This is a genomic window from Plantibacter sp. MMLR14_011 (assembly GCF_001865025.1).
Classification (GTDB): Bacteria; Actinomycetota; Actinomycetes; order Actinomycetales; family Microbacteriaceae; genus Plantibacter; species Plantibacter flavus_A.
Genome location: NZ_MJGW01000050.1, coordinates 204,824 through 220,744 on the forward strand (window position 1 = coordinate 204,824; position 15,921 = coordinate 220,744).

The window sequence follows — 15,921 nt, forward strand, 5'->3', positions numbered from 1 at the left end:
CCCGAAGGCGGACGGTCCTGCTGCGAAGCTGATCTCCTGCCGCGGGGTCGGGCTCAACCCAGTTCGCGCAGCCGCAGCCGTCGTCCGTCGGGGCTCGCGTCCGGGTTCACCTCGACGAGGTCCGAGCGCGAGTTGATGAAGTCGCTGAACGAGCGGTAGCCGAGCGGCTTCTCCTTGAACGCCGGGTCCATGCGGATCATCTGGTTCTTCACCTCGGCGTTCAGCAGCCAGTCCTCGTCGTCGTTCTTGGCGTGCACGAGGCGGAGTGCGCGCACCAGGAGCTCCGTCGCCGCGCGCTGTGCGTCGGGACCGGAGGGGTCCGCGGTCTCGTCGTCGGAGTCGTCCAGGTCGTCGGCGTCGCGGTGGCTGAAGACCGGCTCGGTGAAGAGGCCGCCGATCCGCGGAGGTGTCTGGGCGACCGGTGCTTCGGCCGTCGGCGCGGACCCGGACGAGGCGCGACGACGCCCTCCGGACTTGGGTGCGGACTTCGGTGTCTCAGAGGACACCTCCGCCGTGCTCTCGACGGCGGCAGGGGTGCGGGGCGTGCGCGTGACGACCGGGCGGACGATCCCGGGGATGTCGTCGTAGTCGGAGAACTCGTCGCACGCCGCCATGAGCGCACGACTCGTCGCACCGGCGACACCGATCCCGATCACGTGGCGTCCGAGGCGTCGGCAGCGCTGCGCGAGGGAGATGTAGTCCGAGTCGCCGGCGACGATCACGATGTGCGTGAGGTCGGGGAGGCGGAACAGGTCCTCGACGACGTCGACGGCGAGGCGGATGTCGGCACCGTTCTTCATCGCCTTCGTCGTGGGGAACATCTGCGTCAGGTCGACCGCGCGGTCCACGAGGTCCTTCTGGTACGCGGAGTTGACCGGCTCGGACCAGTCGGCGTAGGAACGGCTGATGACGATGTTCCCGAACGACGAGGTGTAGTCGAGGATGGCGCCAACGTCGACGCGAGCGGCCTGCAGGCGCTCGGAGATCTCGTCGCCTTCGGGTGCGGCGGAGGGCACGTGGGACCGCGCGCGATCCCGGCTGAACGCCGCCTTCCCGTAGAGCTGGTTGTAGCGCGAGATGACGATGTTGTCGAAGTCGATGTAGACCGCGACTCTGGGCGTTCCGGTTTCTGCCATGACTCCATCATCCTCTGGTGGCCTGCGAATCGGCGACTTCAGTCCTCCACAGCTCGGCTTGCGAAGCTCCTCTCCACCGCTGCTGCGCGGGCCAGGCCGTGACCGACCTGGGCTGCGTAGCGTGCGCCCATGCCCAGTCACGCCGTCGACATCTCCAGCCCTCGCTCGCCGAGCTCCCGGGCAACGTGTTCCTCCCTGCGACGGCTTCCGGCCTGCCGAAGGACTCGGTCGTGAACACCACACAGCTGCTCACCCTCGATGAGGACGACCTCGGTCCGGCCGCCGGAAGGGTGCCCGTCGCGCTGTCACTGGATCTGGACGCGGGGCTCCGGCGAGTGCTGCACCTCTGAGGTGGTGCCGGAGCGATCGGCTCAGAGGTGGCCGGTGAGCTTCCCGTGGAAGGCCGAGCTGCGTTCGTCGAGTCCGGTGAACACGACCTGCTTGCCGTGCGCGGCGTATTTCTCCTGCACGGCGTCGAGGACGGCGACGCTCGAGGCGTCCCAGATCTGCGAGGCGGTGAAGTCGACGACGACGTCCGCAGGGTCGGCCGCGTAGTCGAACTGCTCGACCAGGTCGTTGCTGCTGCCGAAGAACAGGGGGCCGATGACGCTGTACCGGACGGAGGTGGCGTCGTCCGCGAGGACCCGGCGGACGCGGATGACGTGGGCCACGCGTCGCGCGAAGAGCACCATGGCCAGGACCGCTCCTGCAGCGACGCCGATCGCGAGGTTGTGGGTGACGACGACCACCGCGACGGTCACCACCATCACGACCGTCTCGGGGATCGGCATGCGTCGCAGGGTCGCCGGGCGCACGCTGTGCCAGTCGACGGTCTTGATGGCGACGATCATCATCACGGCGGCCAGCGCGACCATCGGGATCTGCGCCATCACCGGGCTGAGCGCGGTCACGAGCAGCAGGAGGAAGACGCCGGCGACGAAGGTGGAGATCCTCGTCCGAGCGCGGCCCAGTTTGACGTTGACGACCGTCTGACCGATCATCGCGCAGCCGGCGATCCCGCCGTACCACCCGGCCAGGATGTTGGCGACGCCGAGGGCCCACGATTCGCGCCCCTTCGACGACGTCGTGTCGGTGATGTCGTCGACGAGTTTCGCCGTGAGGAGGGTCTCCATGAGCCCCACGAACGCGACGCTCAACGCGGTCGGCCAGATGATGCCGAGCGTCTCGAGGTTCAGCGGCACGAGCAGCGCGGTCAACCCGGGGAGGCCGCCGGAGACGTCGCCCTGGTCGCCGACGGTCGGCACGGCGGCGTGCGCGATCATCGTGATCGCGGTGACGACGACGATGGCGACGAGCGGCGCCGGCACCGCGGTGGTGAGCTTGGGGAGCAGGAGGACGATCAGGACCGTGATGACGAACAGCGGGTAGACGAGCCACGGGACACCGAGCAGGTGGGGGACCTGGGCGACGAAGATGAGGATGCCGAGCGCGTTGACGAAGCCGATCATCACCGAGCGGGGGATGAACCGCATGAGTCGGGAGAGACCGGTGACGCCGAACACGATCTGGATGAGGCCCGCGAGGATCACCGCGGGGAGCAGGTACTCCACGCCGTGTTCCTTGACGAGCGGCGCGACGACCAGGGCGACGGCGCCCGCGGCGGCCGTGATCATCGCCGGACGCCCGCCGAGGATCGACATCGAGATCGCGAGGACCACGGAGGCGATCAGGCTGACCTTCGGGTCGACGCCGGCGATGATCGAGAAGGAGATGACCTCGGGGATGAGCGCCAGCGTCGTGACGATCCCGGCGAGGATCTCGACGCTGAAGGCCCTGGGGTTCCGCAGGGTCGCGAGGACGCCGGGGCTCGGGCGGACGGCGGTGCGCATGGGGGCGTCGGGCTGACTCACCGTGCAAGCCTAGGCTCGTTCGCAACGCAGGACGCACCGGGCGAGTCGCTGGTAGCACCGAACGGAAGGGCCGCGACACGCGGCGACCGTCCTGAGTCGCGAACCGTCGGTCAGCTCTGCAACCAGGCCTCGAGACCGTCTGCGCTGATCGGGAGTGCCGCGGAGAGGACCTCGTGGCCGGTGGCGGTCACGAGCAGGTCGTCCTCGATGCGGACGCCGATGCCGCGCAGCTCCGGCGGCACGGTGAGGTCGTTCGCGTGGAAGTAGAGACCTGGTTCGACCGTCAGGACGGCGCCCGGCTGCAGTGGCTCGTCGAGGTACCGCTCGTCCCCGATGCGGGCGCAGTCGTGCACGTCGAGTCCGAGGTGGTGGCCGGTGCCGCTCGGCAGGTAGCGGCGGTGCTGCTGGCCGTTCGGCGACATCGCCTCGTCGACCGACACCTGCAGGATGCCGAGGTCGCGAAGGCTCGTGGCGATCTGCTCGTACGCCGTGTTCCGCATGTCGATGAACGAGCGGCCGGGGCCGACCTGCGACATCGCGGCACGGTGGGCCCGCTCGACGTGGTCGTGGACCTCGCGCTGGGCCGCGGAATACGACCCGCTCGCCGGGAAGGTCCTCGTGACGTCGGCGGTGTACAGCGAGCGGGCTTCGACGCCGGCGTCCATGAGGATGAGGTGCTCGGGGAGGACCGGACCGTCGCAGCGCGTCCAGTGCAGCGTGGGAGCGTGTGGCCCGCTGCCGATGATGGTCGAGTACCCGACACCGTTGCCGAACGTGCGGGCGTGGCGCTCGAAGGTCGACTGCAACCAGCGTTCTCCGCCGAACTCGATGGCGGCGGGCAGTTCGCGCACGACCGAGCGGAACCCGCCGACCGTCGCGTCCACGGCGGCGCGGAGCTGCGCGATCTCCCAGTCGTCCTTGACGAGCTTCGCGGCGGACAGGGCGATGAGGAGCGCTCGCGACGCCGCGAAGCGACCGTCGACCCGGGGCTCCGGGGCGCCTGCGCGGAGTGCGTCGGCGGGCAGGAGCGCGAGGGACTCGTCCAGCACCTCGAGGGAGCGGACCTCGATGCCGAGCGCCTCCGCCCACTGGGGGAGTCCGGCGGACGGGCCGATCCAGAGCTCGCCGCGCATGGCGTCGGCGTAGAACGCCTCCTCACCGGGACCGACGGGCTCGGCGAGGTACAGCGTCGCGTCGTGCCCACCAGCGGTCGGCCGCATCACCAGGACCGCGCCCTCCGCCTGACAGGAGGTGAGCCACACGAAGTCGCTGTCCGGACGGAACGGGAACTCGCTGTCGTTCGCGCGCGTCACGGCGCGTCCCGCGGTGACCACGAGCCAGTGGCCGGGGAACTGCGCGCTGATGGCGTCGCGGTGACGTCCGGCGGCTGCGCCGGCGCCCTCGGCGAGGTCCACGGAGCGGTCCACCGCACCCCAGCCCGTCGCGAGGTACTCGCGGAACGCGTCGTCCCGGGGGAGTGGCTGGGTGCGGGGGTCGCGGAACTGCAGGCTGTCTGGACACATGGACATCAGTAAGCCACCCGCGGTGGACGCCGTCAAGCTGCGACCTCCGGAGCCAGCGGAACATCTCGTCCGTACCGCCTGATCCGTCGTTTCGTCCTGTCCGACCGGCTCAGGTGATGGACGGGATGGACGGATCGTCGGCAGGTTGACACCTGTTCGGACGCCTCCGCAGAATGACGGCATGACAGGAACCGCCGACACCGGCACCAGCTCGACGCTCGACTTCAACCTCGACGCGAAGGTGTTCGACATGGTTTCGTCGTCCGCGAGCGTCGTCGACGTCGACGCGCCCACGCGATTCGTCTACCACGAGACGCACGGCGTGCTGTGGGGCGAATACGTCGGTGACACCGTCTCCGTCGGACGGTTCTGCGGGGTGCGCACCGGCGAACGCATCGACATCTCGTTCGTGCACCGCAACCGTGCCGGCGACCTGACGACGCGCGGCGAAGCGAGCTCGATCATCTCCCGCGCCGAGGACGGCTCGTTCATCCTCACCGAGGACTTCATCGGTCCGGACGGACAGGCTCATGTCAGCATCTGTCGGGAGATCGTCGCCGCCTGAACCGGTCGGGTCGGCACGCCACCGCCGGCGGGTCAGCGTCCGCGTCGCTCCGGCACCCGCTGGGCGCGCTCGTCGCTCGTCCGGACGAACCGGGTCATGCCGAAGCGCTCGCCGGAGTCCTCGACGCTCGTGCGCTCGGACCTCGTCATGCGGAGCGACACGTTCGACCGCTCCTCGTCCATGAGGAAGACGGTCGTCGTCGCCTTGATGGACGGCCACTGTGCGAGCCGGGTGGCGACCAGTTCGTGGATCGCCGCCACGTCGGGGGCCCGGATCAGCATCATCGCGTCGTGCTCGCCGGTCGTCACTGCGAAGTACTCCAGCTCCGGGACCGAGGAGAGCCGTGCGCGGAAGTCGGCCCACTGGCTCTGGCGCAGCGTGATGAAGACCATCGCCGCGACACCGAGCCCGACCGTGGCCGGCTCGATCTCCGCGTGGACCCCCTTCAGGACGCCGGCGCGGAGCATCGCCTCGTAGCGCGAGTAGGCGTTCGAGCGGGAGATCCCGAGCTCCTCCGCGAGAGCGGCGACCGAAGCCCGCCCGTCCTCCCGGAGCAGCTCCAGCATGCGGATGTGGGTGTCGTCGAGTTGCATCGATTGCTCCAAACGTCCAGATTCGGCGGTGGTCCTGGCGGTCGATTGAGAGGATATGGCAGATTCACCGCGAAATCGAGACATTTCTTCTTTGGTAACGGCTTGTGGATTGACGAATGATCGCATATCGCACTACTTTCAGCTCATCCCTCCAACCAGATAAGGAGCTCCACCTTGTCACGATCCTTCAGCCGCACCAGCCGGCGCGGCATGGCGGCCCTCGGCCTCGCCCTCGCCGCCGGCCTCGCGCTCAGCGCCTGCTCCTCCTCAGGTGGCTCCGATGACAGTGCGGGCAAGTCGCTCGTCGTCGACGCGTCCTTCGACCTCAAGACCGCCGACCCGAACCGCGAGTACGAGACCACCGGCTCGATCGTCGCGAAGGCGCTCTACGAGACCCTCCTCACCTTCAAGGACGACGACGTCACCGCCCCCGTCGACGGCCTCGCGAGCTACGAGATGAACGCCGACAACACGGTGATGACCCTCACGATGAAGGACGGCAAGAAGTTCTCCGACGGCTCCGACGTCACCGTCGACGACGCGGTGTTCTCGCTGCAGCGCGTCCAGGGCGTGAAGGGAAACCCGTCCTTCCTGCTCGACGGCGTCACGATCGAGAAGACCTCGGACACGACGCTCACGCTCACCTCGGCGACGCCGAACCCCGCCCTCCCGTTCATCCTTCCGAACCCGGCCCTCGGTGTCGTGAACAAGAAGGTCGTCGAGGAGAACGGTGGCAGCGCGACCGCCGACGACGCGGCCGAGTCGTTCCTCAACACCACGTCCGCGGGCTCCGGCCCGTACAAGCTCGAGTCCTTCGACGCCGCCTCGCAGGTCGTCTTCACCGCGAACCCCGAGTACACGGGGACCAAGCCGGCGTACGAACGCGTCGTCCTCCGCAACGTGCAGGGCCCGACGCAGAAGCTCAACGTCGAGGCGGGTGACTCGCAGGTCGCCCTCGACCTGAACCCCGACCAGGTCTCCGAGCTCGACGACTCGAAGGTGAAGATCATCGCGAACCCCTCGCGCTACATGATCTTCCTCATGCTCAACCAGGACCCCGCGATCAGTGACATCACGAGCAACCCGAAGTTCCTCGAGGCCGTCAAGCTCGGCATCGACTACGACAAGATCGTCGACCTCGCGGGCGACGGTTCCGTCCGTCCCGGTGGCTTCATCCCCTCGATCTTCAACGGGGCGCTCGACGCCGCCGACGGCAATCAGTTCGACGCCGATGCGGCGAAGGCTGCGCTCAAGGAGTCCGGGTACGCCGGCGAAGCCGTCACCCTGAACTTCCCGAACGACATCACGGTGCAGGGGCTGTCGCTCCAGAGCATCGCCGAGTCGGTCCAGGCGCAGCTGAAGTCGGTCGGCATCACCATCACGCTGGCCCCGGCTCCGGTCGCCACCGAGCTGGACGCCTACCGCGACGGCAAGGAGACCGTGGGTCTCTGGTACTGGGGCCCGGACTTCCCGGACCCGTCGAACTACCTCGCGTTCACGCCGGGTGAGCTCGTCGGCCTCCGCGCGGGCTGGCCGGCAGGCGCCGACCCGACCGTGACCGACCTCGCGAACGCGGCGCTCGCCGCGACCGACACGGACGCCCGTGCCGCCGCGTACCAGGACCTCCAGAAGGCGCAGAACGCGAGCGGACCGTTCATCCCGCTCCTGCAGCCGGCGCAGAACGTGGTCACCGCGACCACGATCACCGAGGTTCCGCTGAACCCGACGTGGACCGTCGACCTTGCCGGAATCAAGTAGCGTCGCACCGACGACGTCCAGCGCGCGAGCGGGTCTCCACCCGCTCGCGCGCTACCTCGGCATCCGGCTCGGACTCACGGTCCTCCTGATGTTCGGGGTGACGCTCGTCACCTTCACGCTGACCAACCTCGTCCCCGCGGATCCCGTGCAGGCGGCGCTCGGTGAGCAGGCCGCAGCGGATCCGACGATCGTCGCGCAGTTCCGCGAGAACGCCGGCCTCGACAAGCCATTGCCCGTCCAGTACGTCACCTACGTCGCGAACCTGTTCCAGGGCGATCTCGGGACCTCGCAGCAGACCCGGGGCGCCGTCGCGGACGAACTCGGTCGCGCCTTCCCGGCCACGGCCGAACTGGCGCTCACCGCCATCGTCATCTCGATCGTCATCGGCGTCGGCCTCGGCATGTGGGCCGCGCTGCGCCGGAAGACGATCACCGACCAGGTCATCCGGGTCGTGAGTCTCATCGGCATCTCGGTACCGTCGTTCTGGCTCGCACTCGTCGTCTACTTCGTGTTCTTCTCCCAGCTGCACTGGTTCCCGGGCTCCGGGCGGCTCTCGCCTGCGGCGATCCCGCCGCCGAAGGTCACCGGGATGTACACGATCGACGCATTGCTCGCCGGCCAGTGGTCCACCTTCGGCGACGCCATCGCCCACCTCATCCTGCCCGCCTCCGTCCTGGCGCTCTACACGATCGGCCTGCTCACCCGGTTCGCGCGGTCGGCGATCCTGGAGGTGCTCGACCTCGACTACGTCCGGGCAGCGCGGGCGAAAGGCCTTCCCGGCCACGTCGTCGTGACCCGGTACGTGCTCCGCGGTGCGCTCGTCCCCATCATCACCGTGCTCGGCGTCGCCTTCGGATCGCTGCTGTCCGGAACGGTCCTCGTCGAGAAGGTGTACTCGTGGCACGGCCTCGGCGAGTACGCGTACTCCGCGGCGACCAAGCTCGACCTGCCCGCGATCATGGGCGTCGGGCTCATCGTCGGCTTCGTGTACATCGGCCTGAACTTCCTGGTCGACGTGCTGTACGGCTTCATCGACCCGAGAGTGAGGGTGGCATGACCGACGTCCTCGCCGTCCAGACCAAGCGCAGGGGCCGCCTCCGCATCTCGAAGCAGTTGCGCACTCCGCTCGCCGTCGCGGGTGGTGTCATCGTGCTCTTCTGGCTGCTCGTCGCGCTGCTCGCGCCGTGGATCCGGCCGTTCGACCCGCTCGCCCAGGACTTCGACCGGCTGCAGGCCCCGAGTGCCGCGCACTGGTTCGGCACCGACCAGGTGGGCCGCGACGTCCTGTCCCGGGTCGTCAGCGGCGCGCAGGTCTCGATCCCGCTCGCCCTCATGCTCGTGATCTTCGCGATGCTCATCGGTTCGCTGCTCGGCGCGATCGCCGGCTACTTCGGCAAGGCACTCGACGAGACCATCATGCGGATCGCCGACCTCGTGTTCGCGTTCCCGACGATCATCCTCGCGATGGTCATCGCCGCAGCGCTCGGCCCGAGCCTCACGAACGCCGTCATCGCGATGCTCATCGTGTCGTGGCCGGCGTACGCCCGCGTGACGCGTTCACTCGTCATCGGAGCCAGGGGAGCCGAGTACGTCATCGCCGGTCGTCTGCTCGGCAACGGGCCGTTCACCTCGCTCGGCAAGGACATCCTGCCGAACGTCGTGTCGCCGGTCGTCGTGCTCGCCACGCTCGACGTCGGCACGGCCATCCTGCTGCTGTCGGGTCTCTCGTTCCTCGGTCTCGGTGCCGTCCCGCCGACGCCGGACTGGGGTGCGATGGTGTCCGACGGGGTGCAGAACTTCTCGTCTTGGTGGATCGCCGTCTTCCCGGGACTCGCCATCCTCACGGTGGTGCTCGCCTTCAACTTCCTCGGCGACGCCCTTCGCGACGCCCTCGACCCCCGGTCGCAGGAAGCCGTGCAGGGGCGCGCACTGTGAGCGGCGCACGCGGTGCGGGCGACCCGAAAGGACGCGACATGACGCAGGCAGCAGGCGGTGGCGGCGGGATCGTCATCGAGGGGCTCACGCTCGGCTTCGGTCGCGGCGCCGCCACCAAGCAGATCCTCCGCGGCATCGACCTCGAGGTCCCCGCCGGTCGCATCACCGGGCTGGCCGGTGAGTCGGGGTCCGGCAAGACCATGACCGGGCTCGCGATCTGCGGGCTCCTACCGGCCGGAGCGGACCTCGGCGGCAGCATCCGCTTCGACGGCACCGAACTCGTGGGGCTCAAGCAGCGCACCATGAACCGGTACCGCGGCACGGAGATCGCGATGATCTTCCAGGACCCGACCGCGAGCCTGCACCCCATGCTCACGGTCGAGGCCCAACTCGTCGACCACTACCGGCACCACACGGGAGCCTCGAAGGCGGCCGCCCACGCGCGGGCGCTCGAGATGCTCGGCCTCGTCGCCGTCCCGAACCCGGAGGCGGCGCTGCGCAAGTACCCGCACCAGTTCTCGGGGGGACAGCTGCAGCGCATCGCGATCGCCTCGGCGCTCATGTGCGAGCCCTCCGTGCTCATCGCCGACGAACCGACGACAGCGCTCGACGTCACGGTCCAGGCCGGCATCCTCCGCCTGCTGCGGAAGCTGTGCGACGAGCTCGGGATCGCGATCATCCTCGTAACCCACGACCTCGGGGTGATGTCGGCGCTCGCCGACACGATCGCGGTCATGCGGCTCGGCGAGATCGTCGAGCACGGCAGCCGGTACCAGGTCATCACCGCTCCGCAGCACGAGTACACCAAGGCGCTCATCGACGCGCTGCCCGACACGGGAACGGAGGCGGCGTCATGACGCTGCTGCACCTCGACGACGTCCATGTGACGTACAAGCTGCCCGGTCGCGGCACGCTGAACGCGGTCGACGGCGTGAGCTTCGACCTCGAGCCGCGACAGGTGCTCGGCCTGGTGGGGGAGTCGGGCTGCGGCAAGTCGACCCTCGCACGAGCGGTCTGCGGGCTGGAACCGACCTCGGGTGGCGCGATCACGTTCAACGGGACGCCCATCGGCAAGCTGGGCCTCCGGAAGCGCGCGCCCGAACTGCTGCGGATCCAGATGGTCTTCCAGAATCCGTACGCGTCGCTGAACCCGCGCCGCACGGTCGGGAGTCAGATCGAGGACGGCCTCCGGGTCAACCCGGTGCGCGACGCGTGGGACGTCGGTCAGCTGCTCGAGCACGTCGAGCTCGACGCAGCCAGCCGCACCCGCTATCCGCACCAGTTCTCGGGCGGCCAGCGGCAGCGCATCGCGATCGCCCGGGCCATCGCGGCGGGCCCCGAGCTGCTCATCGGCGACGAGCCGATCGCGTCGCTCGACGCCTCCCTGCAGGCACGCGTGGCGAAGCTCATGCGGAAGCTGGCGGTCGAGACGGGCGCGGCGCTCCTCTTCATCAGCCACGACCTGTCCGTCGTGCGGGTCATCGCGGACGACGTGGCGGTCATGAGCGCCGGTCGCATCGTCGAACACGGTCCGGTCGACCGCGTCTGGTCCGACCCGCAGGACGCCTACACGCAGCGGCTGCTCGCGGCGATCCCGGTCGTCGACGGACTCGGCACCCTCCCCGGCGCCTGACCGGACCCCTGCTCCGTCCCTGTCTCAGGAGCGTCTCGGCGTGTCGGGTCCCCCGCGCTCGACACGCCGAGGCGTTCCTGAGACAGGGAACCGGTCAGCGGAGGGTCGGCGGGCCGACGGGGCCGGGGGAGTCGTCGATGAACGGACGGTCGATCGTCTCCCGGACGAGCAGTTCGAGGAGGCGGAACGCGCCGACCGCCGCGAGCTGGACGAGGAGGAGCGGCCCGAGGAGCGCACCGGCGTAGGGCAACCAGACGAGGAGTCTCCGTTCCTCCCGCCAGCACACGGCGAGGACCGCGGGTGCCATCGCGAGGCCGAGCCACCCGGGCGTCGGAGCGCCGAGCACGGGCGTGACGAGTCCGATCGTCGCGACCCAGACGGCCAGGACCCCGAGGACCGACTGCCCGATCAGCACGGCGGCGACGCCTGGAGTGTGCCTGACGTGCCGCTCGACCGACACGACGGCCCACATGAGCCAGGCCCGGAGGAGCGGCACCCGCTGCTGGCGGAGTCCGACGCGGAACTGTCGGTCGTCCTCGAACCGCTGCTCGAGTGCCTGGTCCGCCGGGAGCCCCAGTGCGAGGAGCGCGCGGTGGTCGTGCACGACGGCCGGCGCGGACTGTCGGCCGTAGCTGCCGATGAAGCTCCACAGGACGCCCGGGACGGACGCGAGGTCGGTCCAGCCCTCCGCCCGGTCGCCGTCGTGCCCGTCGTCGGACGCCGGTGCCCACACGACGGGACCGTCAGGGGCGTGCTCCTGGAACCCGATCCGCCGCTCGAGGCGGAACCGGCGTCCGGCCGGGGGGATCTGCGCCAGATCGATCCGCTGCAGCGGCTGCTCATCGTCGTCGAGGTAGGGCATGCGGACATCCTCTCGCAGCCCACCGTCAGGTGTGAGTCCCCTGGATGTCGGCTTCTGACCTTGCTCACGAGTTTCCCGCGTCGTAGCGTGGCGTTCCGTCGCCGTTCAACCGAGTCTGGTCAGATGGTCAAACAGCTGCGATGCGGTTCGGAGAGCATCGCTCGAACGAGAGTTGTCACGTGAGTCTTCGCACGGCCGAGTACCCGAGGCCCGATCACTTCCTGCTCCATGTGAGCGACACGCACCTCCTCGCCGGCGGGGGGAGCCTCTACGACAGTGTCGACAGCGAGACGCACCTGCGTCGACTGTTCGCCGAGTTCGAGGCATCCGGCGGTCGGCCTGAAGCGATCGTCTTCACGGGCGACCTCGCCGACAAGGGCGAACCCGACGCGTACGACCGCATCCGCTCCATCGTCGAGCCGGTCGCCGAGCGCCTCGGATCGCAGATCATCTGGGTGATGGGCAACCACGACGACCGCCAGGCGTTCCGGGCCGGGCTGTTCGGTGAGGTGCCGACCACCCGACCGGTCGACCGCGTCTACGACGTCAACGGCCTCCGCGTCATCACCCTCGACTCGAGCGTCCCCGGGCACCACCACGGTGAGGTGTCGGACGAGCAGCTCGACTGGCTCGCCGAGGAACTCTCGACCAAGGCGCCCCACGGCACGATCCTCGCGATGCACCACCCGCCCGTCCCGAGCGTGCTCGACCTCGCCGTGAGCGTCGAGCTGCGCGACCAGGCGAAGCTCGCCGAGGTGCTCGAGGGGTCCGACGTCCGGAGCATCATCGCCGGGCACCTGCACTACTCGTCGACCGCGACCTTCGCGGGTATCCCGGTGTCGGTCGCGTCGGCCACGTGCTACACGCAGGACCTCAACGTGCCCGTCGGCGGCACGCGTGGTCGCGACGGCGCGCGGGCATTCAACCTCGTCCACGTCTACGGCAAGACGGTCCTGCACTCGGTGGTGCCCCTGGGGGAGACCCCGCCGCTGCACTACATCGACGCCGAGGAGAGTGCGCGCCTGCTCGCTCGCGACGGCATCGAGCTGCCCGTGTCGGACACGGTGCCGGTGCAGCCGGAGCCGCCGCTGACGATGCCGATCGGCGTCCTCGTCTAGGGCTGCACCTCCCTGCTCCCTGAGCTTCCCCTCCGGTCCCTGAGCTTGTCGAAGGGCCGCACCGCGGCAGGGTACCGCAACCCGGCGGAACCGCCGTTCCGGGAGCCTCCCCGGTCGGACGCGCCTATCGTGGACGGATGACCTCCCCAGAAGCACCCCGCACCGCACTCGTCGTCGGCGCCAGCGGCATCACCGGTTCCGCGATCGTGTCGCAGCTCCTCGAGGACGGCGACTGGCGCATCCTCGCCCTCTCTCGCCGCGCGCCCGCCGCCCACCCGCAGGTCGAGCACGTCGCGGCCGACCTCCGGGACGCGGACGACCTCGCGCACGCCCTCGGCGGCACCGGTGTCACCCACGTCTTCTTCACCGCCTGGTCACGTCAGGACACCGAGGCCGAGAACATCCGGGTCAACGGCGGCATGGTCCGCGACCTGCTCGCCGCCCTCGCCGCCGAGCCCGTCCAGCACGTCGCCCTGGTCACCGGCCTCAAGCACTACCTCGGCCCGTTCGAGGCCTACGCGGCGGGGGAGATGCCCGACACCCCGTTCCACGAGGACGAGGACCGACTCGACACGCCCAACTTCTACTACGAGCAGGAGGACGAGCTCTTCGCCGCGGCTGCGCGAGCGGGCTTCACCTGGTCGGTGCACCGTTCCCACACCGTGATCGGACATGCGGTGGGCAACGCGATGAACATGGCGTCCACGCTCGCGGTGCAGGCGGCGCTCTGCAAGCGACTCGACCGACCGTTCGTGTTCCCCGGTTCCGAGACCCAGTGGAACGGCCTCACCGACATGACCGACGCCGGACTCCTCGCCGAGCAGATGCTGTGGGCGGCGACCTCACCGGCCGGTGCGGACGAGGCGTTCAACATCGTCAACGGCGACGTCTTCCGCTGGCGCTGGATGTGGCCGCGCCTGGCGGCGCACCTCGGCGTCGAGCCGGAGGGCTTCGACACCGCGCCGCGTCCGCTCGAGCAGCAGATGGCGGGCGTCGGAGGCACCTGGGCCGAGGTGGTGGCCGAACACGGTCTCGTCGAGGCCGACCTCTCCCGCGTGGCGTCGTGGTGGCACACCGACGGCGACCTCGGCCGGGACATCGAGGTCGTCACCGACATGAGCAAGAGTCGACTCGCCGGCTTCACCGGCTACCGGCGGACGCTGGACGCCTTCACCGCGATCTTCGACCGACTCCGCGCAGAGCGCATCGTCCCGTAGCCGTAGCGGTCCCGGAGCACCCCTCCGGTCCCTGAGCCTGTCGAAGGGCGGTCAGCTGAGCTTGGCTGGCTCGATCTCGAGCGCGTTCGGCACGGCCGCTTCGCGCTCCCACGGCGCCGGGAACGGGAAGTACCGCTCGAGGAAGTCGATCACGGCGGTGGTGCGCTGCTCCACCGAGATCTCCGGCCGGCTGCCGTCGTTCAGGCAGAACATGTCCTGGTCGCGTCGCTTGAGGAGTCGCTCCATCTGCCCGAGCGACTGCTTGAGCGTCGTCTCGATGTAGCGGACCTTCGCCTGAGTCTGCTGGACCGCGCGACCCGTCATGAGGCCGTAGTAGTGGTAGAAGGAGTTGGTCACCGAGATGTTGTCGGCCGCGCGGAAGGCGCTGTGGGCGGTCGCGCGGAACTCCTCGGCGAACTCCCGCTCCATCTCCGCCATGATGCTCCGGCGGAGGGGGGCGGCGCAGTGCTCGAGATGGCGGGTGGTGACGCGCCCGAAGCGCTCGTGCAGGAGCCGACGGTTCACGCGGGCCGCGTTCTCGAAGCCGCTGCGCGAGGGATCGTTCGCCCCGAGGCCGATACGGGTGGTCGCCTCCACGAACTTGCTGATGCCGCCCGGTGAGAAGAACAGTTCGGGACTGATCGGTCGGCCGAGGAACATGTCGTCGTTGGAGTAGAGGAAGTGCTCCGACAGCCCCTCGATGCGGTGGAGCTGGCTCTCGACGGCCATGGAGTTGTGCGTCGGCAGGGCGTCGAGATCGCCGAAGAACTCCTCGCTGCGCACGATGGTGACCTTCGGGTGTTCCGCCAGCCATTCGGGCGCGGGGGAGTCGGTCGCGATGAAGATGCGTCGGATCCACGGGGCGAAGGTGTGCACGCTGCGGAGGGCGTACTTGAGCTCGTTGATCTGGCGGAAGCGGGCGTCGGAGTCGTCGCCGTCGCCGACGACGTAGCTCTGCATCCGCTTGGCGCGGGCGCGCTGGAACTCCTCGGAGGAGCCGTCCACCCACGAGAAGACGAGGTCGATGTCGAAGGTGACGTCGCTCGCGAGCGCGCCGAACATGTGCTCGAGCGTCCGCCAGCTGCGGCCGTAGCGTTCGACGGTCGTCTCGACGGCCTCCGTCCGCGGCATGTACGTCCGCATGAGGACGTTCTCCACGGGCGCGGTGATCTCCTCGTCGCCGAAGCGCCAGAGTTCGAGCTGCAGGGCGGTCTCCATGCCGTAGCGGAGGCGGCCGAGCGGTTCGATGCGCGGCCGGTACAGCCGGAACACCTCGGCCTTGCGGGCGCCGTTGAGCAGGCCGTCGGAGAGGAGGTGCGGATCGCCGGCCGGCTTCACCGTCGACATGCGTGCTTTGAGCGGCACGCTGTAGAAGGGCTCGTCGGCGAACGCCTCCGCGAGTGCGGTCTGCAGGCGCTTGCGCAGGGAGCGGTCGACGACGATGACGGGGCGGTCGTGCTCGCCCCGGATGAGGAGGTACTCGATCTCGGCCGCGTCGAGCACGTCGGCGACGGCGAGCAGGTCCTCCACCATCGACTGCTGTGGGGTCAGGTGACCGTTGATGAGGGTGTAGACGCCCTTGCGCTGCACGACGTCCGGTCGGTCGAAGCGCTGGGACCGCGAACTTCCGGTCACGAGGACGAGTTCAGGGGCGGTGGTGAACGGGAGTTCCGGCGGAATCGGGTCCTTCACGGTACTGGTGAAGGCCGT

Annotated in this window: 14 protein-coding genes; 8 read left to right on the forward strand and 6 right to left on the reverse strand. The window is 69.3% G+C overall.

Annotation, left to right across the window (positions count from 1 at the left end; genetic code table 11):
• Positions 1 to 53: 53 nt before the first annotated feature.
• From BIU99_RS15325 to BIU99_RS15335, 3 genes are all read right to left on the reverse strand, one after another.
• Positions 54 to 1,136, reverse strand: a complete 1,083-nt coding sequence (locus tag BIU99_RS15325) for an NYN domain-containing protein (protein ID WP_071262038.1) — start codon at positions 1,134 to 1,136, stop codon at positions 54 to 56.
• 371 nt (positions 1,137 to 1,507) lie between these two features.
• The gene (locus BIU99_RS15330) at positions 1,508 to 2,986 is read right to left on the reverse strand and encodes a SulP family inorganic anion transporter (protein ID WP_071262040.1); all 1,479 of its coding nucleotides are present in this window, start codon (positions 2,984 to 2,986) and stop codon (positions 1,508 to 1,510) included.
• A gap of 131 nt (positions 2,987 to 3,117) precedes the next feature.
• Positions 3,118 to 4,536, reverse strand: a complete 1,419-nt coding sequence (locus BIU99_RS15335) for an aminopeptidase P family protein (protein WP_139205473.1) — start codon at positions 4,534 to 4,536, stop codon at positions 3,118 to 3,120.
• Positions 4,537 to 4,711: 175 nt separating this feature from the next.
• Between BIU99_RS15335 and BIU99_RS15340 the strand changes: the two genes are divergently transcribed.
• The gene (locus tag BIU99_RS15340) at positions 4,712 to 5,095 is read left to right on the forward strand and encodes a hypothetical protein (protein ID WP_083397402.1); all 384 of its coding nucleotides are present in this window, start codon (positions 4,712 to 4,714) and stop codon (positions 5,093 to 5,095) included.
• Between the two features lie 32 nt (positions 5,096 to 5,127).
• On the opposite strand, the gene BIU99_RS15345 is transcribed toward BIU99_RS15340, so the two are convergent.
• Complete coding sequence (locus BIU99_RS15345) at positions 5,128 to 5,688, reverse strand: Lrp/AsnC family transcriptional regulator (RefSeq protein ID WP_079003723.1); 561 nt, start codon at positions 5,686 to 5,688, stop codon at positions 5,128 to 5,130.
• Positions 5,689 to 5,862: 174 nt separating this feature from the next.
• Here BIU99_RS15345 and BIU99_RS15350 point away from each other — a divergent pair, with 174 nt between their 5' ends.
• From BIU99_RS15350 to BIU99_RS15370, 5 genes are read left to right on the forward strand one after another with little or no spacing between them, the layout of a single operon-like run.
• Positions 5,863 to 7,446, forward strand: a complete 1,584-nt coding sequence (locus tag BIU99_RS15350) for an ABC transporter substrate-binding protein (protein WP_217635013.1) — start codon at positions 5,863 to 5,865, stop codon at positions 7,444 to 7,446.
• The gene (locus BIU99_RS15355; protein ID WP_071262045.1) at positions 7,430 to 8,503 is read left to right on the forward strand and encodes an ABC transporter permease; all 1,074 of its coding nucleotides are present in this window, start codon (positions 7,430 to 7,432) and stop codon (positions 8,501 to 8,503) included. The genes BIU99_RS15350 and BIU99_RS15355 overlap by 17 nt, the downstream gene beginning before the upstream one ends.
• On the forward strand, positions 8,500 to 9,381 hold the full coding sequence (locus tag BIU99_RS15360; RefSeq protein WP_064294085.1) for an ABC transporter permease: 882 nt from the start codon (positions 8,500 to 8,502) through the stop codon (positions 9,379 to 9,381). Before BIU99_RS15355 ends, BIU99_RS15360 begins: the two co-directional genes overlap by 4 nt.
• Before the next feature lie 38 nt (positions 9,382 to 9,419).
• Positions 9,420 to 10,238, forward strand: coding sequence for an ABC transporter ATP-binding protein (locus tag BIU99_RS15365; protein ID WP_064294086.1), 819 nt, complete (start codon positions 9,420 to 9,422; stop codon positions 10,236 to 10,238).
• Entirely contained in the window at positions 10,235 to 11,014 is a 780-nt protein-coding gene (locus BIU99_RS15370; protein ID WP_079003721.1) for an ABC transporter ATP-binding protein, read from the forward strand. Before BIU99_RS15365 ends, BIU99_RS15370 begins: the two co-directional genes overlap by 4 nt.
• Positions 11,015 to 11,108: 94 nt before the next feature.
• Here BIU99_RS15370 and BIU99_RS15375 read toward each other — a convergent pair whose 3' ends face one another.
• Positions 11,109 to 11,876, reverse strand: a complete 768-nt coding sequence (locus BIU99_RS15375) for a DUF1353 domain-containing protein (RefSeq protein ID WP_071262046.1) — start codon at positions 11,874 to 11,876, stop codon at positions 11,109 to 11,111.
• 179 nt (positions 11,877 to 12,055) lie between these two features.
• Here BIU99_RS15375 and BIU99_RS15380 point away from each other — a divergent pair, with 179 nt between their 5' ends.
• Positions 12,056 to 12,994, forward strand: coding sequence for a phosphodiesterase (locus BIU99_RS15380; protein ID WP_234994036.1), 939 nt, complete (start codon positions 12,056 to 12,058; stop codon positions 12,992 to 12,994).
• A 137-nt stretch (positions 12,995 to 13,131) separates the two neighbouring features.
• Entirely contained in the window at positions 13,132 to 14,211 is a 1,080-nt protein-coding gene (locus BIU99_RS15385) for an SDR family oxidoreductase (RefSeq protein ID WP_071262048.1), read from the forward strand.
• A 51-nt stretch (positions 14,212 to 14,262) separates the two neighbouring features.
• Here BIU99_RS15385 and BIU99_RS15390 read toward each other — a convergent pair whose 3' ends face one another.
• A complete protein-coding gene (locus BIU99_RS15390; protein ID WP_371263816.1) occupies positions 14,263 to 15,903 on the reverse strand; it encodes a stealth family protein in 1,641 nt (546 codons plus the stop codon).
• Positions 15,904 to 15,921 lie beyond the last annotated feature (18 nt).